Source organism: Actinoplanes palleronii, from assembly GCF_016862315.1.
GTDB classification, from domain to species: domain Bacteria; phylum Actinomycetota; class Actinomycetes; order Mycobacteriales; family Micromonosporaceae; genus Actinoplanes; species Actinoplanes palleronii.
On record NZ_BOMS01000058.1, the window covers coordinates 1 to 23,483 of the forward strand.

At 71.7% G+C, this 23,483-nt stretch carries 23 protein-coding genes; 6 read left to right on the plus strand and 17 right to left on the minus strand.

The window, feature by feature from the left end; all coding sequences use genetic code 11:
- Positions 1-427: 427 nt before the first annotated feature.
- Together Apa02nite_RS21930 and Apa02nite_RS21935 are read right to left on the minus strand one after the other, a co-directional pair.
- Entirely contained in the window at positions 428-1,240 is an 813-nt protein-coding gene (locus Apa02nite_RS21930; protein WP_203826658.1) for a dienelactone hydrolase family protein, read from the minus strand.
- Positions 1,241-1,365: 125 nt separating this feature from the next.
- Positions 1,366-1,713 carry an MmcQ/YjbR family DNA-binding protein gene (locus Apa02nite_RS21935; protein WP_067706475.1) on the minus strand — a complete coding sequence of 116 codons (348 nt, stop codon included), beginning with the start codon at positions 1,711-1,713 and terminating at the stop codon, positions 1,366-1,368.
- A gap of 93 nt (positions 1,714-1,806) precedes the next feature.
- On the opposite strand from Apa02nite_RS21935, the gene Apa02nite_RS21940 reads away from it, so the two are divergent.
- On the plus strand, positions 1,807-2,817 hold the full coding sequence (locus Apa02nite_RS21940; RefSeq protein WP_203826659.1) for a sulfotransferase: 1,011 nt from the start codon (positions 1,807-1,809) through the stop codon (positions 2,815-2,817).
- 112 nt (positions 2,818-2,929) lie between these two features.
- Positions 2,930-3,826 (plus strand): aminoglycoside phosphotransferase family protein, encoded by an 897-nt coding sequence (locus Apa02nite_RS21945; RefSeq protein ID WP_239164465.1) that lies wholly within the window; start codon positions 2,930-2,932, stop codon positions 3,824-3,826.
- Between the two features lie 397 nt (positions 3,827-4,223).
- On the opposite strand, the gene Apa02nite_RS21950 is transcribed toward Apa02nite_RS21945, so the two are convergent.
- The 8 genes from Apa02nite_RS21950 to Apa02nite_RS21985 all read right to left on the minus strand — a co-directional run bounded on the left by Apa02nite_RS21950 (position 4,224) and on the right by Apa02nite_RS21985 (position 11,191).
- The gene (locus Apa02nite_RS21950) at positions 4,224-4,856 is read right to left on the minus strand and encodes an SRPBCC family protein (RefSeq protein ID WP_203826660.1); all 633 of its coding nucleotides are present in this window, start codon (positions 4,854-4,856) and stop codon (positions 4,224-4,226) included.
- Positions 4,856-5,212 (minus strand): ArsR/SmtB family transcription factor, encoded by a 357-nt coding sequence (locus tag Apa02nite_RS21955; protein ID WP_067706485.1) that lies wholly within the window; start codon positions 5,210-5,212, stop codon positions 4,856-4,858. Before Apa02nite_RS21955 ends, Apa02nite_RS21950 begins: the two co-directional genes overlap by 1 nt.
- A 103-nt stretch (positions 5,213-5,315) precedes the next feature.
- Entirely contained in the window at positions 5,316-6,797 is a 1,482-nt protein-coding gene (locus tag Apa02nite_RS21960; protein ID WP_239164466.1) for a cellulase family glycosylhydrolase, read from the minus strand.
- A 97-nt stretch (positions 6,798-6,894) separates the two neighbouring features.
- Positions 6,895-7,341, minus strand: a complete 447-nt coding sequence (locus Apa02nite_RS21965) for a hypothetical protein (protein WP_067706491.1) — start codon at positions 7,339-7,341, stop codon at positions 6,895-6,897.
- A gap of 47 nt (positions 7,342-7,388) precedes the next feature.
- The gene (locus Apa02nite_RS21970; protein WP_067706493.1) at positions 7,389-8,408 is read right to left on the minus strand and encodes an ABC transporter ATP-binding protein; all 1,020 of its coding nucleotides are present in this window, start codon (positions 8,406-8,408) and stop codon (positions 7,389-7,391) included.
- The gene (locus Apa02nite_RS21975; RefSeq protein ID WP_203826662.1) at positions 8,405-9,196 is read right to left on the minus strand and encodes an ABC transporter permease; all 792 of its coding nucleotides are present in this window, start codon (positions 9,194-9,196) and stop codon (positions 8,405-8,407) included. Before Apa02nite_RS21975 ends, Apa02nite_RS21970 begins: the two co-directional genes overlap by 4 nt.
- Positions 9,184-10,050, minus strand: a complete 867-nt coding sequence (locus Apa02nite_RS21980) for an ABC transporter permease (protein WP_239164467.1) — start codon at positions 10,048-10,050, stop codon at positions 9,184-9,186. The genes Apa02nite_RS21975 and Apa02nite_RS21980 overlap by 13 nt, the downstream gene beginning before the upstream one ends.
- A 25-nt stretch (positions 10,051-10,075) precedes the next feature.
- Complete coding sequence (locus Apa02nite_RS21985; RefSeq protein ID WP_203826664.1) at positions 10,076-11,191, minus strand: ABC transporter substrate-binding protein; 1,116 nt, start codon at positions 11,189-11,191, stop codon at positions 10,076-10,078.
- Between the two features lie 254 nt (positions 11,192-11,445).
- Here Apa02nite_RS21985 and Apa02nite_RS21990 point away from each other — a divergent pair, with 254 nt between their 5' ends.
- Positions 11,446-12,357, plus strand: coding sequence for a hypothetical protein (locus tag Apa02nite_RS21990; protein ID WP_203826665.1), 912 nt, complete (start codon positions 11,446-11,448; stop codon positions 12,355-12,357).
- Between the two features lie 25 nt (positions 12,358-12,382).
- Positions 12,383-12,928, plus strand: coding sequence for a GNAT family N-acetyltransferase (locus tag Apa02nite_RS21995; RefSeq protein WP_203826666.1), 546 nt, complete (start codon positions 12,383-12,385; stop codon positions 12,926-12,928).
- A gap of 5 nt (positions 12,929-12,933) precedes the next feature.
- Here the strand turns inward: Apa02nite_RS21995 and Apa02nite_RS22000 are convergent, their stop codons facing one another.
- Together Apa02nite_RS22000 and Apa02nite_RS22005 are read right to left on the minus strand one after the other, a co-directional pair.
- Positions 12,934-13,335, minus strand: a complete 402-nt coding sequence (locus Apa02nite_RS22000; protein WP_203826667.1) for an SRPBCC family protein — start codon at positions 13,333-13,335, stop codon at positions 12,934-12,936.
- A 112-nt stretch (positions 13,336-13,447) separates the two neighbouring features.
- A complete protein-coding gene (locus tag Apa02nite_RS22005; protein ID WP_239164469.1) occupies positions 13,448-13,957 on the minus strand; it encodes a hypothetical protein in 510 nt (169 codons plus the stop codon).
- 130 nt (positions 13,958-14,087) lie between these two features.
- Between Apa02nite_RS22005 and Apa02nite_RS22010 the strand changes: the two genes are divergently transcribed.
- Complete coding sequence (locus Apa02nite_RS22010) at positions 14,088-14,315, plus strand: hypothetical protein (protein ID WP_203826669.1); 228 nt, start codon at positions 14,088-14,090, stop codon at positions 14,313-14,315.
- Positions 14,316-14,324: 9 nt separating this feature from the next.
- Here Apa02nite_RS22010 and Apa02nite_RS22015 read toward each other — a convergent pair whose 3' ends face one another.
- The 3 genes from Apa02nite_RS22015 to Apa02nite_RS22025 all read right to left on the minus strand — a co-directional run bounded on the left by Apa02nite_RS22015 (position 14,325) and on the right by Apa02nite_RS22025 (position 17,846).
- Entirely contained in the window at positions 14,325-15,128 is an 804-nt protein-coding gene (locus tag Apa02nite_RS22015) for a class I SAM-dependent methyltransferase (RefSeq protein ID WP_203826670.1), read from the minus strand.
- A gap of 610 nt (positions 15,129-15,738) precedes the next feature.
- Entirely contained in the window at positions 15,739-16,209 is a 471-nt protein-coding gene (locus tag Apa02nite_RS22020; protein ID WP_203826671.1) for a hypothetical protein, read from the minus strand.
- Between the two features lie 119 nt (positions 16,210-16,328).
- Positions 16,329-17,846, minus strand: coding sequence for a M28 family metallopeptidase (locus Apa02nite_RS22025; protein WP_203826672.1), 1,518 nt, complete (start codon positions 17,844-17,846; stop codon positions 16,329-16,331).
- A gap of 203 nt (positions 17,847-18,049) precedes the next feature.
- Here Apa02nite_RS22025 and Apa02nite_RS22030 point away from each other — a divergent pair, with 203 nt between their 5' ends.
- Entirely contained in the window at positions 18,050-19,567 is a 1,518-nt protein-coding gene (locus Apa02nite_RS22030) for an ATP-binding protein (protein WP_203826673.1), read from the plus strand.
- Positions 19,568-19,573: 6 nt separating this feature from the next.
- Here the strand turns inward: Apa02nite_RS22030 and Apa02nite_RS22035 are convergent, their stop codons facing one another.
- Together Apa02nite_RS22035 and Apa02nite_RS22040 are read right to left on the minus strand one after the other, a co-directional pair.
- On the minus strand, positions 19,574-21,802 hold the full coding sequence (locus Apa02nite_RS22035; RefSeq protein ID WP_239164470.1) for a putative bifunctional diguanylate cyclase/phosphodiesterase: 2,229 nt from the start codon (positions 21,800-21,802) through the stop codon (positions 19,574-19,576).
- 47 nt (positions 21,803-21,849) lie between these two features.
- A complete protein-coding gene (locus Apa02nite_RS22040) occupies positions 21,850-23,469 on the minus strand; it encodes an acyl-CoA dehydrogenase family protein (RefSeq protein ID WP_203826674.1) in 1,620 nt (539 codons plus the stop codon).
- Positions 23,470-23,483: the final 14 nt, after the last annotated feature.

The window sequence follows — 23,483 nt, forward strand, 5'->3', positions numbered from 1 at the left end:
TCGCCGGCCGCAGGGTGGTTCGAGGGGCGACCATCCGGCGATCATCGTGCTCGACGCTCCCCGGGCAGACACCGTGTTCACCTCCTCGGCCGGGGTTGGCGATCGCGCCCACCGCCGGCCCCGGCCGGCGAGACGAACCGTGACCCGACGCGAGTGCCGCCTGGCAAGCCAGCCCCGACCACCGAACACCGGAACCCCACCGGCTGGCTCCCAGGGGTGTGACCGGGCCGCGGAGACACCCCTGGAAACCAGCCGCCCGGGCCGCGCGCCGCCCGGGCCGCGCGCCGCCCGGGCCGCGTGCCGCGAGCCGTGCGCCGCGAGCTGCAAACCGCGCGAGCTGCGGACCTCCGGTCGTGCCGTGCCGCTGTCGCGCCGCGCTATTCCGCGCCGAACCGGGCCATGTCGAGCCCGGCCGGGTCTGGCTGGGTCAGGTCAGGTGGCGGGTGAAGAAGTGGGTGGCGTCCTCGGTCTCCGCGCGCGGAACCTCCCCGTGATCACCCGGGTTCGCGTGCAGGGTCTTCTCCGCAGAGCCCAGCGCGTCGAACAACGCCAGCGCCTCCTCCCGAGGCACCAACCGGTCATGCCACTGCACCAGGAACTGCACCGGCACAGCAACCCGCCCCGCCACCTCAGCCAACCCGCCCAAACCAGCCACCCCAGGCGCGCCACCCGCGCCCGGCGCGCCGACCGCTCCGGGCGCGCCACCCGCGCCACCCGCGCCACCCGCGCCGCCTGGGATCGGGACCCCGGCCAGGCCGAGGACCGCTGCCCGCACCCGGCTGTCGGCGGCCACGAACGGCAGGCCCAGACCGCACCCCATCGACACCCCGCGGTACCCGACCGGGCCTTCCCCGACGTACCGGAGAAGCTCGGTGACCACCGCCTGCCATTCCGGCACCGACTGTCGTGCCAGCTCGGCGTGCAGGGCCGCGAAGCGCGCCGCGACGTCCTCACCCGCCTGCATCGCGGCCCGGTTCTCCGCGGCGACCCGGACGAAGTCGGCGCTCTTCGGACGGTCGCCGTGATGCGGGGCGTCGACCGCGACCACCGCGAACCCGGCGGCCACGAACCGCCGCGCGGGACCGGTCACGCCCGGAGCCAGCTTGTGCTGGCCACCGCCGTGTCCGAGGACGATCAGCGGCCAGGGCCCGGGTACGTGCCCCGGAGTCCACAGCACACCGGGGATGTCGTAGAGAGTGAACGATGCGCCGTCGGCGGACATCGGGGAGGTGAAACGCATGGCTGAGCCTTTCGGGTGCCTTGCGAGCGCTCCCTAGGCCGTGCGGGAGAGGGAGGCCCGAGCAGTCACAACGTTGATCGGTCTCACCTCCTCGTTCCGCAGTGGTGCACAGCGCGCCGAAGTTATCACACCACAGGGCGGTCCTTCCTCGGGAGCGCGGCGACGATCGTGTCGTAGGAGGCGTCGACGGCTTCCAGGAGCTCGTCGTCCGGGATGGCGCCGGTCAGCCGCAGCGTGTTCCACCCGTGCCGGCCGATGTAGGCGCTCGCCGTGGCGTCCTCCGGGAACCGGGTCAGCCACTCGTCGGCCTGGTCGCGCCCCTTGCCGCACTTCACCCCGACGGTCGTGCCGGTGCTGCCGAGGAACGCGAAGATCTTCGGGCCGACCTTGACCACGGTGTCGTTCTCCCACGGCTGGTCCGGCCAGGCGCCGGGCTTGGCGAGACAGTGCTTCAGCAGTTCATCCCCGTCCATGGTTCCGGCTTACGCCATCCGGGCGGCCGAGGCAACCCGACCAACCTCGCAAAAGGTCGAAAACCTAACAAGAAATACTTTACCGTTGGTTTCATGAGCAGTGACCGCCCGATCTTCGTCGTCGGTTGCCCACGCTCCGGCACCACGATGCTGCAGCTCATGCTGCACGCGCACCCGCGGATCGCGTTGCCGCCGGAGAGCCGGTTCCTGCTCACCGCGTACCGGCGGCGGCACGAGTTCGGCGACCTGCGCGATCCGGCCCGGCACGCCGCCCTGGCGCGGTCGATCGTGAACTCGCCGCAGTTCGAGGACCTCGGCCTGGACCGGGCGGAGACGATCGCGGCGATCACCGCGGCGCCGCCGACGCTCGGGTCCGCGGTGGGCACGGTTTTTCAGCGGTACGCGGAGCGGTTCGGCAAACCGCGCTGGGGCGACAAACGTCCCGCCTACCTGCGGCACCTGCCGGTGATCCGGCGGCTCTTCCCGGACGCCCAGATCATCACGATCATGCGCGACGGCCGGGACTGTGTGGCCTCGCTGAAGGACACCCCGTGGCCGCCGCACGACCTGGCCACGATGATCGACCACTGGGCCCGGTCGGCCGACGCCGCGCTGACCGCCGCCCGCCGTTACCCGGCCGACGTGCACCACCAGATCCGGTACGAGGACCTGGTCGCCGACCCGGAGCACCACCTGCGCGCGATCTGCCGGTTCCTCGGCGAGGAGTACGACCCGGCCATGACCCACCCGTGCGAGCAGGCCCGCGAGGTGGTCCCGGAGTACAAGACCTGGCACAGCCTGACCCGCGAGCAGGTCACCGCGGCCCGGGTGAGCAGCTGGCAGACCCGGCTCGACGAGGCCGAGGTGCGCCGCTGCGAGGCGGTCTTCGGCGACCGGCTGGCCCGGTTCGGCTACCAGGCGAGTGCGGTCCCGCGATCCACCCCGGCGGTCCGCGCCACCCGGGCCTGGCTCGGGCTGCGGCACCGGCTGACCCCGGCCCGGATGGTCGCCGAGGACTGCTGGGGCGCGCTGCGGTCCGGCAGCCGCGGCCCGGCCCTGGCCGCCCGCCTCACCACCGCCGAACGCGCCTACGACCGATCCTGACCGCCGGTCGTCCGGCTCACCACTGCCGGACGCGCCCGCGTCCGATCCTGATCGCCGAGGCACCCGCCGAAATCCGGTTGCCGGGCGGGGCCGGGTCGTGGAGGGTCACCGGGTGACCGACGCGCCGGAAGTGTCCCGATCATCGCTGCCGATCCGCCCGCCGATCCCGGCCGAGCTGGTGGAACGGCTGATCGCCGAGCAGTTCCCGCGCTGGGCCGCGCTGCCGGTCCGCCCGATCGCGACGCCGGGCTGGGACAACCGGACGTTCCGGCTGGGCGACGACATGCTGGTGCGGCTGCCGAGCGCCGCCGAATACGCCGGCGCGGTCGCCAAGGAGCAGCGCTGGCTGCCGGTGCTCGCCGGACATCTGCCGCTGCCGATCCCGGTCCCCCTCGCCGAGGGTGCGCCGGGTGAGATCTTCGCGCACCCGTGGTCGGTCTACCGCTGGCTCGACGGTGAGCCGGCCACCACCGCGCCGATCGCGGATCCGGTCGCGTTCGCTGTCGCGCTCGCCGACTTCCTGCTGGCGCTGGCCGCCGTCGACCCGGCCGGTGGCCCGCCGCCGGGCCTGCACAACTGGTACCGCGGCGGTCCACTGTCGACCTACGACGGCCAGATGCGCGCGGCCGCCGCCGAGCTCCCGGACCGCGACGCGCTCCTGGCGATCTGGACCGAAGCCCGGGCTGCGGCGTGGTCCGGCAAGCCGGTCTGGTTTCATGGCGATGTCGCCTCGGGAAACCTTCTGGTACGCGGCGGAGCACTCGCGGCAGTGATCGATTTCGGTACGTGCGGCGTCGGCGACCCGGCGTGCGACCTCGCCGTGGCGTGGACGCTGCTCACCCCGCCCGCCCGCCGGGCGTTCCGCGCCCGCCTGGCCGTCGACGACGCCACGTGGTCCCGGGGCCGCGGCTGGGCCCTGTGGAAAGCAGCCATCCTGTGTGCCGACGGCGGCCCGGACGCCCCGGCGGCCCGCCAGGTCCTCACCCAGCTCCACGCCGAGAGCCGCTAGAGGCCGCCGGCGGCCAGGCCGGCTGTCAGGGGTGTCTCAAGGGCTCGGAGGCACCCCCGAGAGCCAGCCGGCGGCCGTTGGCCGCTCACGGTCCTGGCTGGTTGCCGGGGGTGTCTCAGCAGCTTGGAGGCACCCCTGAGAGCCAGCCGGCGGCCGTTGCCGCTGGCGGTCCTGGCTGGTTGTCAGGGGTGTCTCCGGGGGTTCGAGGCACCCCTGAGGGCCAGCCGAGGTCGGGGGGCGCGCTGCGGTCCGGAGTGGCAGCGGTCGTGCGCGGTGAGCCGCGCGGACCAGCGCGCGCGGCGGATGCCCCGGGTGCTGCGGTGTCGCGGTCGCCTCACGGGCGGGACTCGGCTCGTAGCCTGCGGACGGGCGCTGGAGTAGTCGTACCGGAAAAGGGTTAAGCGGCACCCGTGTAGGCGGCGAACGTGGCGGCGGCCCGCTTCTCGGCCGTGACGGGATCGGTGCCGGCGGCGACGTCGGCGGCCGCCCACGCGTCGCTGCTCTCCTTCATGAACCGCTTGCCGTCGGCGGAGGCCATCCAGGCCATGATCGCCTCGGTGTCGCGCGGCGCGTCCGGGGCGGCGAGGTGCAGGGCCAGGCCGAGCAGGCCGGAGTCCCAGCCGACGCCGACCGCGCCCGGGCCGAACTGGTCCCAGTGGTCGTCGACGTGCGCGGTGTGCTCGAGCTCGAAGCGGCTGCGGCCGTCGCCCTCCGCGGTCAGCCGGACCTCGACCCAGCTGACCTGGCCGCCGAACTCCCAGGTCGCGGCGAACGAGTGCGGCTGCTCGCAGCGGGTGATGGTGCCACCGGCGTTGCCCTCGAACTGGAACGTGCCGCCCTCGTGCAGCTCGCCGGAGATCGGCAGGAACCAGCGTGCGATCCGGTCGGCCCGGGTGACCACCTCCCACAGGTCGGCGAGGTCGGTGTCGTAGGCCTGGCTGATGGTCAGCACGCGGGCGTCGCCGGCCTCGAGGGTCCGGTCGCCGAGGGTGCGCCGGACGCTGCTGATCTGCTCGGTCACGTTGATCATCAAGTGCTCCTGAAATCGTCGGATGCGGCCAGGCGCCGCTCTCGCTTGCCGCGGGCCACCTCGGTGGCCATCGCGGCCAGGTGCGGCGCCCAGAAGCGGCGGAACCGGCTCAGCCACTCGTCGGCCTCGCGCAGCGCGGTGTCGTCGACGGCGTAGAGCCGGCGGGACCCGGAGGGTCGGACGGTGGCGAAGCCGTTGTCACGCAGCACCTTCAGGTGTTGCGAGACCGCCGGCTGGGAGATGCCGAACTCGGCGTGGATCACCGTGGTGATGGCGCCGGAGGACTGCTCGCCGTCGGCGAGCAGCTCCAGGATCCGGCGCCGGACCGGATCGCCGAGGACATCGAACGCGTGCACGAGGCCACCTTATCAGGAGCGGCTTATATAAGGGAAAGGTTAAAGCGGGCCGGGGGTAGGGCCCCGGCCCGCTTCAGATGACCCACACGCAGGGGAGCGCGGGTCAGAAGTCGTCGGCGGTGCGGATCCTCGACCGGATCAGCTGGCCCGACTCGGTCAGCACGCCGGTGCCGGAGAACGTCCCGGCCGAGCAGGCGCCCGGCTTGAGGATCGAGCTGCCCTCGCTCTTGTCGGCGAAGTTCCAGTTGGCGTAGCTGATCTTCAGCTTGTCCAGCAGGTCGATCCAGGTGTTGGTGCTGGCCGTGTCGACGGCGCCGTCACCGCTCGCGCTGACCGTGCCGAACTCGGTGACGAACAGCGGCAGCGACGCGGCCGCCTTGGTCACCTCGGCGCGGTAGTTGTCCTGGTGGGAGGCGGCGTAGAAGTGGAACGCGTACATGATGTTGGAGGCGTTCACCGGGTTGCTGACGATCTCGGCGGACGAGGCGCCGTCCGAGACGCCCAGCGAGGACCAGCCGCGGGTGCCGACCACCACGACGCCGTCCGGGTCGTTCGCCCGGATCACCGGGATGACCTGCTCGGCGTAGTTCTTGATGGTGGCCCAGCTGACGCCGTTCGGCTCGTTGGCGATCTCGTAGATCACGTTCTTCTTGCCGGCGTTGCGGGCGGCGACCTTGGCGAAGAACTCCTTGGCCCGGGTGAGGTTGAAGCTCGGGTCGCCGGGGTTGAGGATGTGGAAGTCGATCAGGGCGTACATGCCACGGGCCTCGGCCATGTCGACCAGGCTGTTCACCTTGGTGGTGAGGCCGGTCGGGTCGGACTCGTAGCCGCCCTCCTGGACGTACATGGCGATCCGGAACAGGTCGGCGTTCCAGTCGGTGGCCAGCGCGTCCAGGGCCGAGCCGGTGTAGCAGCTCGGGAACCAGTGGATGCCGTGGCTGCTCACGCCGCGCAGCTGGATCTTCTTGCCGGACTCGTTGCAGAGGTTCGTGCCGCAGACCTTGACCTGGCCGTTGAGGGCGAGCGGGGTGCTGCCCGCCTTCGTCGGCGTCGGTGATGCGGTGACGGTGGGGGAAGCCGTCGTCGGCTTGGGGGCGGCCGACGAGGTCGTCGGGGCCACGGTCGGAGCACTTGTCGTGGGTGCGGTGGTCGCTGCCTTGGTCGGCGAGCTGGTCGCCGACGGGGTGCCGGTCAGGCCGGTGCAGGCCTGGCCGTTGACCGTGCAGGAGGTCGGGCGGCCGGTGCCGTTGACGATGAAGCCGAAGCTGGTGGAGGCGCCGCCGGCGATCGAGGCGTTCCAACCGGCCGGAGTGAACGTGAACTTCTGGCCGGCAGCGGCTAGAGTCGCGTTCCAGGACTGGCCGACCGTCGACCCGGCCGGGAGCGTGAGCTCGACCTTCCAGGTGGAGATCTTCGCCGACGCCGGGTTGCTGACCGAGACCTCACCCTGGTACCCCGAGTTCCACGAGTTCGTCACCGTGAACGAGGCGGCCTCCGCGCTGGCCGGCAGCGCGAAGAACGCCACCGTCGACACGGTGGCCACGGCGAGAGCCGAGGCCAGGACGAGCTTGAGTGTGCGTTTCAACGCGGTGTCACCTTCGGGGGGAGGGGAGTTTGGGAGCGCTCCCATGGGGGTGACGACTGTAACCCGCCCCTAGGTCCGTGTAAACACCGGGTCAGGATCAATCACAACGCCATGGCCTGCGCGGCCGTGGCTGACGCGGTGCCGCGGGCACGGCCGCGGCCGCGTCGGCGAGCGCCGCCGCGGCCACCGTGGCGTCCTTCAGATCCGCCGGGTCCCGGCTCGCCTGATGGCGCAGCAGCAGCGCCTGCCACTGCCGCCGCCAGGCGCGTACGGCCAACTCGGTGCCGGGTTCGGCGACGAGCACCATGCAGCCGGCCGCGTCCACCAGTGCGTCCCAGTCATCCAGGTCTCCGGAGCCCTCGGCCCGCTCCTGGAGCAGGTCGAACAGCACTCCCCACCCGATGACGAGGTCGGGATGGCCCGCCGGGGCCCCGAACAGCAGCCGGTAGATCTCGTCAATGGCGTGCTGGAGGCCGCGGGGGTGACCCGCGTCCGCCGTGTACGCCACGACGAGGGCCGTGTGAATGAACTCCTCGTCGCCCATAGCCAAACGGTAGACGTGGATACGCCCGGGTCAAGCCCTATGTAGATTCATTCGGTGGCAACCGGAACCGGTCTCAGGGTGAGACGTACCGCGGTGCCGGGCGCCAGCGCGGGCAATTCCGCGCCGGACACCTGGGCCACCACCAGCAGATCACCGACGGTGACCGTGGCCCGGCTGGTCGGGCCGAGGAAGCTGGTCGTCAGCACCCGCCCGGACCCGTCCGGATCTGGGGTGACACCGATCGACTCGGGCCGGACCAGCGCCGTCGCGGCCCCGGCGGCCCGCGGCGCGACGAGCGGGAGCCGGTCGCCGAGCACCTCGATCACGTCACCCTCGACCACGCCGGGCAGCCGGTTGCTGAGCCCGACGAAATCGGCCACGAACGCCGTGGCCGGGCGCAGATAGACCTCGGCGGGTGGCGCCAACTGCTCCAACCGGCCGGCCTTCATCACGCCGACCCGGTCGGCGACCGCGAGGGCCTCCTCCTGGTCGTGGGTGACGAACAGCGTGGTGGTGCCGACCTCGGTCTGGATCCGGCGGATCTCGTCGCGCAGCTGCACCCGCACCTTGGCGTCCAGCGCGGAGAGCGGCTCGTCGAGCAGCAGCACCGTCGGCTCGATGGCCAGGGCCCGGGCCAGCGCGACCCGCTGCTGCTGGCCGCCGGAGAGCTGGTTCGGGAACCGGGTCGCGAACGAGCCGAGCCCGACCAGGTCGAGCATCTCGGCGGCCCGGCCGGCGGCCTTCTTCCGGCCGCGCAGGCGCAGCCCGAACTCGACGTTCTGCAGCGCGTCCAGGTGCGGGAACAGGCTGTACGCCTGGAACACCATGCCCATGTCGCGCCGGCTGGCCGGCAGCCGGGTGACGTCCTTGCCGTCGACCAGCACCTGACCGGCGTCGGCGTCCTCGAGGCCGGCCAGCACCCGCAGCGCGGTGGTCTTGCCGCACCCGGACGGGCCGAGCAGGGCGATGAACTCGCCCGGCGCGATCTCCAGGTCCAGGTCGTCGAGGGCGTGGATCGCGCCGAACGTGCGCCGCAGCCCCTTGAGATGTACGGCTACGCCGCTCATGTTTTCCTCTTCCGGGAATCGCCGAACAGGGAGAGCAGCAGGAGCAGCACGAACGCCAGCAGCAGCGCGGTCAGCGAGACCGCGACCGACATGGTGGCGCTGCTCTTGCCCAGGAACTCGATCGCCACCTGCAGGTTGGTGCGGTGCAGCAGCGAGGCGATGGTGAACTCGCCGAGCACCAGCGCCACGGTCAGGAACGCCGCCGAGAGCACCGCCGAGCGGATGTTCGGCAGCACCACCCGCCACATCACGGTGAACCAGCCCGCGCCCAGCCCGCGCGCGGCCTCGGCCAGGGTCTTCACGTCGATCGCGGACAGGCCGGCGTCGATCGCGCGGTACGCGTACGGCAGCACCAGCACGGTGTACGCGAAGACCAGGGTCAGCGACGAGCCACCGAGGAAGTAGGTGACCCACGCGTACACCGGGGCCAGCCCGACGACCAGCACGATGGCCGGGATGGTCAGCGGCAGCAGGCAGAGGAACTCGACGAGCGGGCGCAGCCGGGGCAGCCGCAGCCGGACCCAGATCGCGGTCGGCACCAGCAGCACCAGCATCAGCAGCGCGGTCAGCCCGGCCTGCTCCAGCGACGCGACGATGCCGGCCGCCAGGTCGGGGTACGTCTCGTTCAGCTTCGGCCAGTCCACCAGCAGCGACCAGGTGCCCGCCGTACGGGTGCTGAACTCCAGCATCGCGGCCATCGGCAGGAGGAAGAAGACGCCGAGCAGGATCAGCACGGTCCAGCGGAAGGCCCGCTGCTTGCGGGCGCGGCGGGCGATCACCCCAGCCATCGGGCCGTCCTTCTCTGCAGCAGGGAGTAGAGCGTCATCACCACGGCCACCACGACCACCATGCCGAGCGCCATGGCCTTGCCGAGGTTCGCCTGGCCCAGCACCACTTCGCTGGTCAGCGCGCCGCGGATCTGCAGCGGGATGATCGGGTTGCCCTGGCTGACCAGGGCGGCGGCGGTCGCGTACGCGGAGAAGGCGTTGGCGAACAGCAGCAGCGCCGAACCGAGGAAGGCCGGTGCGAGCAGCGGGCCGGCCACCCGGGTCCAGTACTGCCAGGTGGTGCCGCCGAGGTTCTCGGTCGCCTCGCGCCACTGCGGGCGGATGCCGTCCAGCGCGGGCAGGAACACGATCACCATGAGCGGGATCTGGAAGTACGTGTAGACCAGGGTCAGGCCGGGGAGCTCGAACAGCCACACCCCGTTCGCGTAGATGTCGACGCCGGCGTGCTCCTGCAGCCACACGGTGACGAAACCGGAGATGCCGATCGTCGCCAGGAACGCGAACGCCAGGGTCACGCCGCCGAACTGGGCGAGCACCCCGGACGCCGCGGTCACCGTCCGGCGCAGCAGGCCACCGGGCTTCGCCGTGCTCAGGGCGTACGCGAGAAGGGCGCCGAACACCGCGCCGAACAGTGCGCTGAGCGCGGACAGCAGCACGCTGCGGCCGAAGGCCGCGAGGATGTACTCGTCACCGAGTGCGCGGACGTTGTCCAGGGTGAAGCCGTGGCCCCCGTCGCCGGTGAACGCCCCGATCGCCACCACCAGGGTGGGGATGATCAGGAAGATCGCCACGTAGACGAGGAACGGGACGGCGCCCAGCAGGGCGGCGCCCCGCAGGCGTGGCCGGACGGCCACACGCTGCGGAACGGCTCCGGCTACCTCAGCCAATGGCCTTGGCCCAGTTCGCGGAGAGGTATTCCTTCGCCTTGGCGGTCTGCGTCTCGGTCGGGAAGACCGGGGTGCCGGTGACCTGCGGCAGCGCGGCGTACGCGGTCTTGTCGACGGTGCCGGCCTTCACCATGGCCTCGGCGCGCACCGGGCGGGCGCCGCCCTTGAGCCACAGGTTCTGGCCCTCGTCGGAGTAGAGGAACTCCTCCCACAGCCGCGCGGCGGCCGGGTGCGGGGCGTCCTTGCTGATCGCCTGCACGTAGTACGAGCCGAGCACCGCGTTGTCCGGGACGAACACCTTCCAGGTGGCCAGCTTCGGGGTCTCCGCGGCGTTCAGGTAGTCCCAGTCGAAGACCACGGGTGTCTGACCGGATTCGATCGTCGCCGAGGTCGGGTCGACCGGCAGGAAGTTGCCGGCCTTCTTGAGCTGGCCGAAGAAGTCCACGCCGGGCTTGATGTCCTCGGCGGTGCCGCCCTGCGCGATCGAGACCATCTGCACGCCACCGAACGCGGCGCCGGCCTGGGTCGGGTCGCCGTTCAGCGCGACCTTGCCCTTGTACTCGGCCTTGAGCAGGTCGGCGACGCTGGTCGGCGCGGGGACCTTGGCGCTGTCGTAACCGATCGACATGTACCCGCCGTAGTCGTTCACCCAGAGGCCGTTCGCCTCCTTCTGCGAGTCCGCGACGTCGGCGAACGTGCTCACCTTGTACGGGGCGAACTTGCCGGTGTTCGCGCCGGCCACCGCGCCGCCGAGGTCGAACACGTCGGGCGCGGTGTCCTGGCCCTTGAGCTGGTCGGCCGCGTTGATCTCGTCCTGGCTGTTGCCGTCCGGCTGCGCCGAGTTGACCTTGATGCCGTACTTGGTGCCGAACGCCTTGATGATCTCGCCGTAGTTCGCCCAGTTCGGCGGCAGCGCGATCACGTTCAGCGCGCCTTCCTTCTTGGCCGCGGTGACCAGGGCATCCATGCCGCCCAGGTCGGCCGCGCTGGTCGCGGTGCCCGCGCCGGCCTTGGTCTCGTCAGCCTTCTCGGGGGGAGAGCAGGCCGTGACCGCGGTTATCGTGACGGCCGCCAGCGTGACGGCGACCGAACGGTTGAGCGTGCGCACTGTAGTTCCTCCTTCTGCGGCGCCGTGACCGGCGCGCGCTGGTGGATCATGGAAGTGCTGGGTGGAGGCCAGGCGTACGGCAGGAGGACCGGCGGCGACATCTTCGCTGCTCCGAGGGTCTCCTTGACGGACCTCACACTCTCGATGGTGGTCTCTGCACCCTCGCACGTTGATGGGGTGATCGAAAGCGGTCTTTTGATTACGATTCCCGGGATCGATCGCCTTCGCCGCGGATGACACGGGGAAACATAGAGATGAACGAGCACGACGAGGTCGACCCCTTTGCCGAGTTGCGCGACTGGGGAAAGAAGACCGAACGCAAGGTCCGCCGGGAGCGCCAGGTCCGCGGTGCGGGCAAGAGCCTTCGGTACGTCGTGATGGCCGGTGTGGCCGGCGTGATGATCGCCGCGACGGTCCCGGTGGTGCGGGCGCTGTGGCCCGCCGTCTCCGCCTCCGCCGATGACACCCCGGCCGCGGCCGCGTCTTCGGACACTAGTCCTTTCACCGGCACCGCGGCCGCGAACTATCCGATCGGCGAGGCCGGGATCGTGCTCCCCGAGGTCAAGGCGGTCACCGGGTTCAGCGCCACCGAGGTGCGCACGGCGCTCAACACCGTGCGGGCCGCGCTGGTGGCCGGGCGGCTCGACGAGGACACCCTGGTCCGGCACCGCAAGGACGAGTTCCTCGGCCTGCTCGCCCCGAACGACCGGACCTCCGTCGCCAAGTGGTTCGGCAGCGCCTCGTTCGGCACCGTGGTGACCTGGATCGATCCCGCCGTCACGCTGGACCCGGCGAACCGGCCCCGGGTGAGCGGCCGGGTGACGTACAAGTCGGTGGTCGACGACGGCATCCGCACGATCCGGGTGACCACCAACTTCGTCTGGGTCTACGCGTTCCAGGGCGAGTTCGCGTTCCGGCCGCTCGCCGTCGAGCACGAGCAGGTCGACTGGGAGTTCCCCGACGAGGACAAGGTGCGGCCGGGTGACCGGGGGATGTGGATCGGGGCGAACACGTCGTACCACGCCTGGATCGACTTTGCCGCGGCGAAGAAGGGCCTGCTGGCGCCGACGCCGAAGGATGCGGGCGCGGGGCTGCCGAACGCCGAGGACCAGGAGTCGCTGGCGAAGCCGGAGCACCCGCTGGACATCCGTGACAACTGCACCTGACCGTTTCCGTCCGCGCTGCGGCAGAATGGTAAAGGTGAGTGACAGTGCAGAGTGGACGGACGTCCGGCGGGGCGACTCCGGTGACGTCCCGTCCGTGATGGCGCTGCTCGACGGTGCGGTCCGGTGGCTCGACGCCAACGGGCGGCCCGGCCAGTGGGGCACCGAGCCGCTCTCCGCGAGCGGCCGGCTGACCACGCTCATCGCCGGGATCGCCGCCGACGGCGGGCTGCACCTCGCGGTGCGCGGCGACCGGGTGGTCGGTGCGCTCGGGGTCGGTCAGCCGCCGGCGTACGTGGCCCCGGCAGCCGAGCCCGAGCTGTACATCGTGCTGCTCGTGACGGATCGGGAGGCCGCCGGTCAGGGGCTCGGGCGGCGGCTGCTGGCCTACGCCCGGCGGCTCGCGGTCGCGTCCGGGGCGGGTGTCATGCGGGTCGACTGTTACGCCGGGGACGACCGGGCGCTGGTCCGGTACTACGAGAGCCAGGGCTTCACGGCCACCCAGGAGTTCACCGTGCCGCAGGCCGGCGGCGACTCGTGGCCGGGTCAGGTGTTGGAGCAACAGCTCGGCTGAGGCTCTCAACCCTCCAGGATCTTCTTGAGTACGGACAGGTCCCTGGCGACCGCGGCGGCGTCCCGGTCGTACTCGTCGTCGGTCATGCCCGGTGCCCGGCGCACCGTGAACACGATCTCCGCGCGGTCGCCGTCGGCGATCACCCGGACCGGCATGTAGACGATCTCGCCGGTCGGCAGGTGCACCTCGTGGTCGAGCACCCCGAGGTCGTTGCGCGCGACGAAGACCACCTCGGCGGTGCCACCGCCGTCCGGGACGTCGACGAGCCAGCGACCCTCCGCACGGCGGATCGAGGCGCCCAGGCCGGCGGCCCAGTGCGCGAGGTTGGCGGGGTCGGCGGCGTACTCGTACACCACCCGGGCGGGGCGGTCGATGTGCTCGGTCACGTGTCGTGAGTCGATAGCCATCCCGCCATGGTGCCACTGACCAGGCGGCGCTTCGGAACCGATCACTACGGCATCACCGGCGCGCAGAACCCGCCCGGCGCGATCCCGGACGCCTGCGCGAAGAGATACGTGATCAGGTGCGGCCGCGGCGGCCGCGCCGGACCCCACGGGCTTCCGGCAGGGTGGCGACCAGGTGGTCCGGCCAGATCACCCGTACCGTGCCGGTGGCCTCCCACTCGACGCTCAGCTCGTCGAGCGTCCGGACCGCCTCGTGCACGTGATCGTCGCTCCACGGGAACGGCTCGGTGGCCAGATCGCGCCAGGCGGTGCGGACCAGGAGGTGGGCCTGCTCGGCGGCGTCCTCCTCGACCGCGCGATGCACGACACCGGCCAGCACCTCGGCCCTGGTCAGGGTCTCGCGGTGGGCGTCGAGCAGGAGCTTGCTGCGCGCCGCGGCGTCGTGCCGGGGCTTGCCGCCGATCACCCGCATATTGCCGAACACCCCGCCGGCCGCGATCGCGCCGAACACGCCACCGGACATCTCCAGGGCCCGCTCGGTGGCGAAGTGCGCCAGGTCGTGGGGGACGCGGTGCTTGCGGTCGTACCCGGGCAGCACCAACGACACGCCGTCGGCGCGATGCACGGTGACGACTGTCGATCCGGTGGGTCCGTGAACGAACACGACCTGCATAAGGTCATCCTCACACCGATACCGCCCGGAGGACAGCGACCAATGGTGATCGACATCCACCGGGTGGCCTAGATTGGCGGGCATGGTGAAGCAGTGTCCGCAGTGCGGACTCCCGGGTGTGCCACTGACGCGCGGGAAGCCGTCGCCGGCGGCGCTGGCCGCGAGTGAGGACGGCCGGCTGTCGCTCGGCGGCTGCCGGGTGGCACCAGGCCAGCCGAACTGGCGCTGCCCGTCCGATCACGAGTGGCGCGACGAGGACATGCCGGCGTGGAGCGCGGCGGTCGAGGAGGCGATCACCCCCTACCGCTGAGGCTCCCCCTCACCGGAGCGGCGCGGTGCCGACCGCCAGCAGATGCCCGCTGGCCGCGACGAGATCGGGCTCGGCACTGTAGACCCGCGCCACCTGCAACGCCGCCTCGAAGATCTTCTCGGCGTGCGGCCCGTGCTGCGCCGCCTCGGCCGCCGGCCACCCCGGCCCCTCGACACCGTGGATCACGACGTCCGCCAGCCCGGCCTCCCGGCACTCCGCGGTCAGCTCGGCGACCCGATGGAAATAGGCCTGAGTGAACCCGGTCGAGCCGTCGTTGACACCGTCAGTGAGGAGCCGCCGTGACTCCGCGACCATCCGCTCGTCGAACCGCGCGCTGGCCACGAAGTCGATCGGCCCCGCGAACCTGCTGATCACCGCGGCGGCGATCGGCCCGCCGGGCCGGGTGACCCGGATCGCCTCCCGGAGCGCCCGCACCCGATCACCGCGTTCCTGCAGGTGATAGAGGGGTCCGAGCAACAACGTGGCATCCTGCGAACCGTCCGCCTCGGGTAGTTCCCGCGCGTCCCCGACCACCGCGTCGATCGGCGGCTGGCCCTCCCGGGCCTGCTTCACGTGCAACGGCACCAGATCGACGAGCCGCACCTGATAACCGTCCGTGAGCAGCTCGCGGGCATAGGCCCCGGGCCCGCCGCCGACGTCGAGCACCCGCGCCGGCGCCGCGGGCAGCAGCTCGCGGAGCAGTTCGAGGGTCCGGATCCGCTCGAGCCGGCACTGCGGCCGCCGATCCAGCCGGGCCGCCTCGTCGTAGCGCTGCTCATAGAAGGTCACGATCTCACCGGTCACCTGGTCCATACCGGAATCCTCGTGCGCCCCGCCCCACCCGGCGACCGATTTTCACCCCGAAGATCAAGATCATGATGTCGTGCGTCCGCTGGTGTACAGACCGCCGCTCCCGCCGGGACCCTTCCGGTCTTTGCTGGCCGCTGGCGCGCCCAAAACGCAAACCCCTCCAGGGCGACGTCCGCCGCCGGTCCCGGCCACCCCAAACCCCACCCCCATGAGCGGCACCCCCGGGTGCCAGTTGGTGTGGCCCGGCTGGTCATGAGAGGTGCCTCCCACCCCCGAACACACCCCTGGCGACCAGCCGGTGTGCTCCGGCTGGTTGTGGGGGGTGTCTCGCGGCCCCGGACACACCGCTGGGGGCCAGCCGGACGGACGGGAGCGTGCCTGCCGTTCTGGCTGCGGGGCACGGCTGGTGGTGGCGGTTGTCTCGGGTCCGGGAGGCGGCTGTCAGCGCCAGCTGGGGCGAGGGCGTGCGCTGGGGTTCGGTTCGGGTGGTCGTGGGTTCGGCTGGTGCTGAGGGGTGTGTCGGGTGCTGGGAGGCACCCCTGAGAGGCAGCTGGGGTCCGGGGGTGCGGCGGCCGCGGTGGGCGCGGGGTGAAGGGGGTGCTGGGGGTGGGGGTCAGGCGGGCTGGGGGAGGGCCAGGCGGGCTTCGAGGTCGGCTTCGGCGGCTAGGAGGGTTCGGGGTGGGGTTGCGCCGAACGCGCCGCCGGGGCGGCGGTAGACCGGGCAGGGGATGACCTCGAAGGTCTTCTCGCCGGCGTGGATCCGGAGGAACCAGCGGTGGGCGGCGGCGTCCCGTTCCAGGCCGGTGATCTCGGCGAGCGGGATCCGGTAGGTGCGGGTGATCCAGTGCTGGGTGACCGCCTCGTCGTCGATCACCGTGCGCCAGCGGAAGCTCAGCAGCGGGAACGCGACCACGACCACGTAGAACAGCAGGGCGACCGCGGCCTTGCAGACCGTCGCGACGCTCAGCTCGTGGAGCAGGGTCACCAGGCCTGCGCCGACGGCGCCGGTCAGGGCCGCCACGATCAGCCCGGCGGCGAACAGCCACGGCACGTGCCGGTAGACCCGGGCTTCATTCATCGACATGCGCACATCCTGCCGCAGCCCCGCCGGCGCGGCGCCCCCGCCCACGCTCGCTGAGGAAAGCCACGAAGGGAAGGGCCCCCGCCCGCTAGGTGAGCGGGCGGGGGCCGGGGAGGAACGGGTCAGCGGACCAGGTGGTCGCCTCGGTAGGGGAGAGCGGGCCGGGCCGGGGCGCGGAGGCTGCCGTCCGGGTAGAAGCCGGTCTTGGTGCGGGCCAGGGTCAGGACCGCGTGGGCCGCGCCGTCGCCCAACTCGGACAACGCCTTGGCGTTCAGGTTGTTGATGTCGTCGCAGGCCTGGTGGTAGCAGGCGTCGTACGGCGCACCAGCGGTGCCGCCGTAGACAGCGGCCTGCTCCGGGGTCTTGACGCCCTCGGCGCCGCTGAACAGGCCACCGGCCGGGATGCCGGCGTCGATGAACGGGCCGTAGTCGCTGCGGCCGTCGAACGCGGTCGGGTCGGTGGCCAGGCCCTGCGCGGTGAAGTAGTTCGTGAACAGCGACTCGATCTGGTCGGAACCGGTCGGGCCGGACGTCCCGGTGGCCGAGCCGTCGCCGTCGTAGACGAAGCGGACGTAGTTCGGCGAGCCGACCATGTCGAAGTTCAGGTTGGCGAAGATGTGGGTCAGGTCGGTGTCGCTGAGGTTGGCCACGTAGTGGGTGGAACCGAGCAGCCCGCCCTCCTCGGCGCCCCAGAACGCGAAGCGCACCTGCTGCCGCGGCGTGATCTTCAGCTTGGCCAGCTGGACGGCGATCTCCAGGATGGTGGCCGAGCCGCTGCCGTTGTCGTTGATGCCCGGTCCGGGCACCACCGAGTCGAGGTGGGCGCCGACCACCAGGACGCGGTCCGGGTTGCCCGCGGGGCTGTCCGCGATGATGTTGCTGGTGGTGGCGTTCGGGTTGACCTCGGTGCTGGTCACCACCCGGAGCGTGACGTCGCCGGCCGACGCGGCGGCGTCGAGCGCGCTGCCGTCGGCGAACGACAGCCCGACCACCGGGATGGCGGCCGGCCCGCCGAGCGTGCCGTGGAACAGCTCGGTCCGGCCCTCCTGGCCCTCGTTGAAGATGATCGCCGCGTCGTACCCGGCGGCCGCCGCGTTCGCGGCCTTCACCGCGAAGTCGCAGCCACCACGCTGGATCAGCGCGATCTCCGGCGCGGTCGCCGACGCCGGGGTGAAGTCGGTCGCCGAGCAGCCGGCGGTGGAGCTGGGCGTGGCGGTCGGCGGCAGCACGTTGTCCAGCGCCGGCACCACCCGCCCGGTGATGTCACCGCTGGCCGAGTAGTCGTACGTGGTGGTCGCGTAGGCGGGTCCGGCCGGCGACACGCGGAGCAGCTGGGCGGGCGCGAGTTCCCGGTAGAACGCGAAGGTGAACTTCTGCTCCTTGACCTTGTACCCGGCGCTCTTCAGCACCCCGGTGACGTACGCGGCGCTGGCCGCGAAGCCCGGCGTGCCGGAGGCCCGGGTCCCGCCGTTCTGGGTGGCGATCCGCTGGAGCACACGTTCGTGTCCGAGGATGCCGGCGACGGTGACCGCGTCCCGCAACTTCTTGGTGCTGATCTCGTCCACCGCGGACGCCGGCTGCGGAGCCAGCGCCACGATCAGGGCGGCGACAAGGGGAACGGCGAGTGTGCGTGTACGCAACGAACTTCCTCCTCCGTGAGACCGGCGGGCCGGCCAGGACGAGGCGGCGCGCCGGGTGCGACGGCCGTGCGCCGCAGCCGGGGCACCGGCCGCCTGCCCACGACATCGAGGGTGATCAGCGTCCGCAGATTAACCGAGATGAATACGCTCGGGGAAGCATGGTCGTGTCACTCTGGGGAAAGTCGGATAGCGGAGGAAACACCATGTCTGAGGCGAACACCCCGCGTCCGCGCGGCGAGATCTTCGAGTACGCGGGAGCCACCGTCGAGCTCGTCGACGCGAACACCGTCCTGGCCGCGGCCCGGGTCAACCCGGTCGAGCTGGCCCGCCGAGGTGACTGGCCGGCCCCGGTGCAGCGCGTCGACGTGACGGTGTCGAGCGTGGACGTCACCAGAGGCGTGGACGTCACCGAGGGCGCGGACAGCACCGGAGGCGCGGGCGAGAAAGCGCACGTGTTCGTCGCGCGGATCCGGGCCGGCGCCGAGGAGATGACCACCGAGCGGATGCGCCGGATGGTGCTCGGCAACGACCCGATCGGCCTGCTGCTGTCCAAGCGGATCGCCGACGGGGACCCGATGGCCACCCGTTTCGTGGATGGCGTGGGGACGGCCGCTGCCGCGGCGTACAAGAAACTGGGTTTTGACCGGACCGCGAACCCGGCGGCGAACCGCGGATCGGGAGTCTTCGCGGACGCCGGGGTGGGTCTGGTGGCCGAGGTGGCCTACGAGGCGGACGGCGACGTGGTCCGGCTGCGGGCCGAGGTGCCGCGCGACGAGGTGACCGCGACCCACCTGCGGGCCTTCGTGACGCTGACCCTGCAGGCGGTGACCGAGCTGGCCGGTCCGGACGCGCTGCGCGGCAGACGGTACGTGTTCAGCCGGGAGGCCACCCCGGCGCCGGCCCCGGTCACCACCCAGCAGGTCACCCTGGACATGGTCGGCGGGCTCGCGGACGTGGTCGGCGAGCTGCGGCAGATCGCGGTGTCGTTCCGGCACCCGGAGGCGATGGCCCGCTGGGGCGCGCGCCGTCCGCAGGGCCTGCTGATGTACGGACCGCCCGGCACCGGCAAGACCATGCTCTCGCGCGCCCTGGCCAACGAGATCGGCGCCGACTTCCGGGAGATCCGCACCCCGGAGATCCTGGACAAGTGGCTCGGCGGCTCGGAGCGCAACATCAAGCAGATCTTCCGGGACGCCCGGCGCTACCGGGTGCCGACGCTGATGCTGTTCGACGAGTTCGACTCGATCGTGAGCTACGCCGGTGGCGGCGGGGACGCGGCCAGTCAGGCGCTCAACGCGGTCGCCGGGATCTTCAAGCAGGAGATGAACGACCTGATCGAGGCGAACCCGAACGTGATCGTGGTGGCCACCACGAACTTCCCGGAGCGGGTCGACGAATCACTGATCCGTTCCGGTCGCTTCGACATCAAGATCAGCGTGCCGAGGCCGGACGAGGTGAGCCGCACCGAGATCTTCCGGAAGATGATCCAGGGCCTGGTCGCGGCGCACGAGACCGAGGGGTTCCGGATGTTCGCCGACGATCTCGACCTGCCCGCGCTCGGCGTGGCCAGCACCGGGATGACCGGCGCGGACATCAAGGAGGTGCTGCGCCGGGTGCAGATGACCAAGGCGATGCAGGACGCCCGCACCGGCGGCCGGGCCGACCCGATCACCCAGGCCGAGCTGCTCGGCGCGGTCCGGGCGCTACGCGGCCGAGGATAAAGGGCGCTACGCGGCAGATGACAGAGCGGCGGGCGCGAACGGGTCGACCACGGGGCGGCCGAAGTGGTAGCCCTGCGCCCGCCGATACCCGAGCCGGTACAGCTCCGCGGCCTGCTCGGGCGTCTCCACGCCCTCGGCCACGGCGATCAGCCCGAGGCCGCCGGTCAGCTGGATCAGCGACGCGGCGATCACCGCGTGCCGGTCCGAAACGGTCACGTTCTCCACGAACGACTTGTCCACCTTGAGGATCTTCACCGGTACGGCCTGCAGGATGCCGAGCGACGAGTGCCCGGTCCCGAAGTCGTCGAGCGCGATCGCGATCCCGAGCGCGTTCAGCTCGTGCACCGCTCGCACCGCGACCCCGCCGCCGAACACCGCGGTCTCGGTGATCTCGACGACCAGGTGGTGCGGGTCCATCCCGGTCTCGGCGAGCACCGCCGCGACCGCGTCGACGAAGCCCGGCTCGGCCAGCTGCCGGGCCGACACGTTCACCCCGATGTGCTCGGGCGCGACGCCCCGGGCCTGCCAGGTGCGGTACTGCTCGCAGGCGGTGCGCAGGATCCACATGCCGAGCTCGATGATCAGGCCGTTGCGTTCGGCGACCGGGATGAACTCGACCGGGCTGACGAACCCGCGTTCCGGGTGCTGCCAGCGGATCAGGCTCTCCACCGCCTGCGGGGCGCCGCCGGGCAGCTCGACGATCGGCTGGTAGACCAGGTGGAGCTGGCCGGCGTCCATCCCGACCCGCAGGTCGGCGCCGAGCCGGGCCTCCTCGCCGGCCTGGGTGTCCAGCTCGAGGACGTACCAGCGGTGGTGCCGGCCACCGGCCGCCTTGGCGGCGTACATGGCCAGGTCGGCGCGGCGCAGCACCTCGACCGGGTCGATCAGGAAGTCCGCGTCGGCGATCCCGATGCTCGCGCCGACCAGCAGGTCCTGGCCGCCGACGTGGATCGGCAGGCGGATCACCGTGTGCAGGCGTTCGGCCAGCTCGTCGCAGGACTGCGTGGCGCAGCCCGGCAGCAGGACGGCGAACTCGTCGCCGCCCATCCGTGCCACCATGGCGCCGTCCGGCATCGCGTCGGACAGCCGGTGTGCGATCACCACGAGCAGGTCGTCGCCGACCGCGTGCCCGAACCGGTCGTTCACCGACTTGAACCCGTTCAGGTCGAGCAGCAGCACGTGCGGTGAGCCGGCCGCGAGCGCGGTGCTCAGGCTCCGCTCGAACCCGCGCCGGTTGGACAGCCCGGTCAGCTCGTCGTGCATGGCCAGGTCCTCGAGCTTGCCGGCCTGCCGCTGCACCTGCTTCACGAAACCCCAGTTGCGCGCGATCACCAGCAGGAACAGGGTGACCGCGCCGACGCCGATGCCGCCCCAGGCGATGTTGCCCGGGTCCTTGACGCCCTGCAGGAAGAGCAGGCCGGGCGCGAGCAGCGAGCACGCGGCCAGCACGGCGAGCCGGCGGCCGCCGATGCCGTACGGGTCGATCCCGGCGGCGGTCGGGCGCTGGCGCATGCTCGGGTGCAGCGCGGCGGCGCCCCAGCAGGCGTACGCGAGAAGGAACCCGGAGTCCACGAACCCGCCGGTGTACTCGGCGGTCGTCGACATCGTGGTGTAGAACAGGTCCCCGGTCAGCATCAGGATCGTGCCGATGCCCAGCAGCCGCAGGCTCGGGGTGCGGTTCTCCGGCCGGGTGAACATCCGGGCCACCGCGGCGGTGAGCATCACGTCGCACATCGGGTACCCGATGGTGACCATCCGCTCCAGGGCCGGGGTGCTGCTCTCGGCGAGGGTCGGCCCGACCACGAAGACCCAGTAGATCAGCCCGATCCCTGTGGAGATCACGGCCGCGTCGATCAGCCCGCCGCGGTCCCGGTCGCCGTTGCCGCGGCTGAGCCGGATCATGCCCGGGACCAGCAGGAACGGGTACGCGCACAGGTAGAGCAGGTCGGCCCAGGACGGGTACGGGTACTCGCCGAGGCGCAGCTCGGTCACGTCGTACGTGATGTCGCCGGAGACCAGCATCGCCATCCCGGCGGCGAACATCAGCCACGGGCCGCGGTGCTCCGGCCGGTTCCGCAGGATCCCTACGACCATCATCAGCACCGACGTGGTGCCGACCGTGTTGACGTAGATCTTGGTCGGCAGGGTGTCGTCGGGCAGCAGCGGGAAACACAGAGCGGCGACGGCCGCCAGCATCAGCCACCCCGCCCAGAGCTGCACCCGTCCGTTACGCACATCCTCCGATCGGCCCGCGCGCCGCCGGGTTGAGGCCGGGCCGGTTGTCAGGCGGGAGCGGCCCGGTCGACGATCGCCGCGGTGTCCGTTCCGGCGGGCAGGGTGCCGAACGTGTGACCCCAGTCCCCGCCCAGGCGGCTGGCGCAGAACGCGTCCGCGACCGGGGCCGGTGCGTGCCGGACCAGCAGGGAACCCTGCAGGACCAGGGCCATCCGCTCGACGAGCCGTCTCGCCCGTACCTCTAGATCTTGGTGATCCGCGAGGTGACCGCGCAGCTCGCGCACCGCATGGTCGAGGCGCCGATCGGCGCCCGCCGCGGCGTCGGTCTCGGCGAAGAACGCCGCCAGGCTCTCCGGCGACCGGGCCATCCCGCGCAGCACGTCGAGGGCCTGCACGTTCCCGGAACCTTCCCAGATCGAGTTGAGCGGGGCGTCGCGGTAGAGCCGGGGCAGGCCGGAGTCCTCGACGTAGCCGTTGCCGCCCAGGCACTCGAGGGCCTCACCGACCACGGCCGGCTGCCGCTTGCACACCCAGAACTTGCCGACCGGGATGGCCAGCCGGCGGAACGCCTGCTCACCCCGGTCGCCGCGGACCGCCCGGTCGAGCGACCCGGCCAGCCGCACGGCCAGCGCGGTCGCCGCCTCCGACTCGATGGCCAGGTCGGCGAGCACGTTGCGCATGGCCGGCTTGCCGATCAGCGGGCCGCCGAACGCGGACCGGTGCTTCGCGTGGTGGATCGCCTGGGACACCGCGGCGCGCATGCCGGACGCGGAACCGATCACGCAGTCCAGCCGGGTCGTCGACACCATCTCGAGGATCGTGCGGACGCCCTGGCCCTCGTCGCCGACCAGCCAGGCGACGGTGCCGTCGAACTCCGGCTCGCTGGAGGCGTTGCTGCGGTTGCCGAGCTTGTCCTTGAGCCGCTGGATGCGGAACACGTTGCGGGTGCCGTCCGGGAGGACCCGGGGGACCAGGAAGCAGGACAGGCCGCCCGGGGCCTGGGCGAGGACCAGGAACAGGTCGCACATCGGTGCGCTGGTGAACCACTTGTGGCCGGTGAGGCGCCATTGATTTTCTTTGAGAACCGCGGTCGTGGTGTTCGCCCGGACGTCCGAGCCGCCCTGCTTCTCCGTCATGCCCATGCCGGCGAGCAGGCCGCGCTTCCCCGCCGGGGTGCGCAGCCCCGGGTCGTAGGAGCGGCTGGTCAGCAGCGGCTCATAGATCGCTTGCAGAGCCGGGTTGTTCCGGAGGGCCGGGATCACCGCGTACGTCATCGAGATCGGGCAGCCGTGCCCGGCCTCCGGCTGGGTCCAGACGTAGAATCCGGCCGCGCGGGCCACGTGCGCGCCCGGCCGCGGGTCGGCCCACGCGGCGCCGGCCAGTCCCTCGGCCACCGCGACGTCCATCAGCCGGTGCCAGGACGGGTGGAACTCGACCTCGTCGGTGCGGTGGCCGTACCGGTCGTGGGTGAGCAGGCGTGGCTCGTGCCGGTTCGCCTCGTCAGCCCAGCGCCGGGTTTCCTCGCTGCCCGCGCGCAGGCCGAGTTTGTGCAGGTCCGCGGCGTACCAGTCGGCACCCTCGCGGGTCAGCGCCTCGGTGAGGGCGGCGTCGGCGGCGACGTCGTGGCCGACGAGCGGCGGCGGCTGATTGAACACCTCGTGGGTCACGTCCGCACCCTACT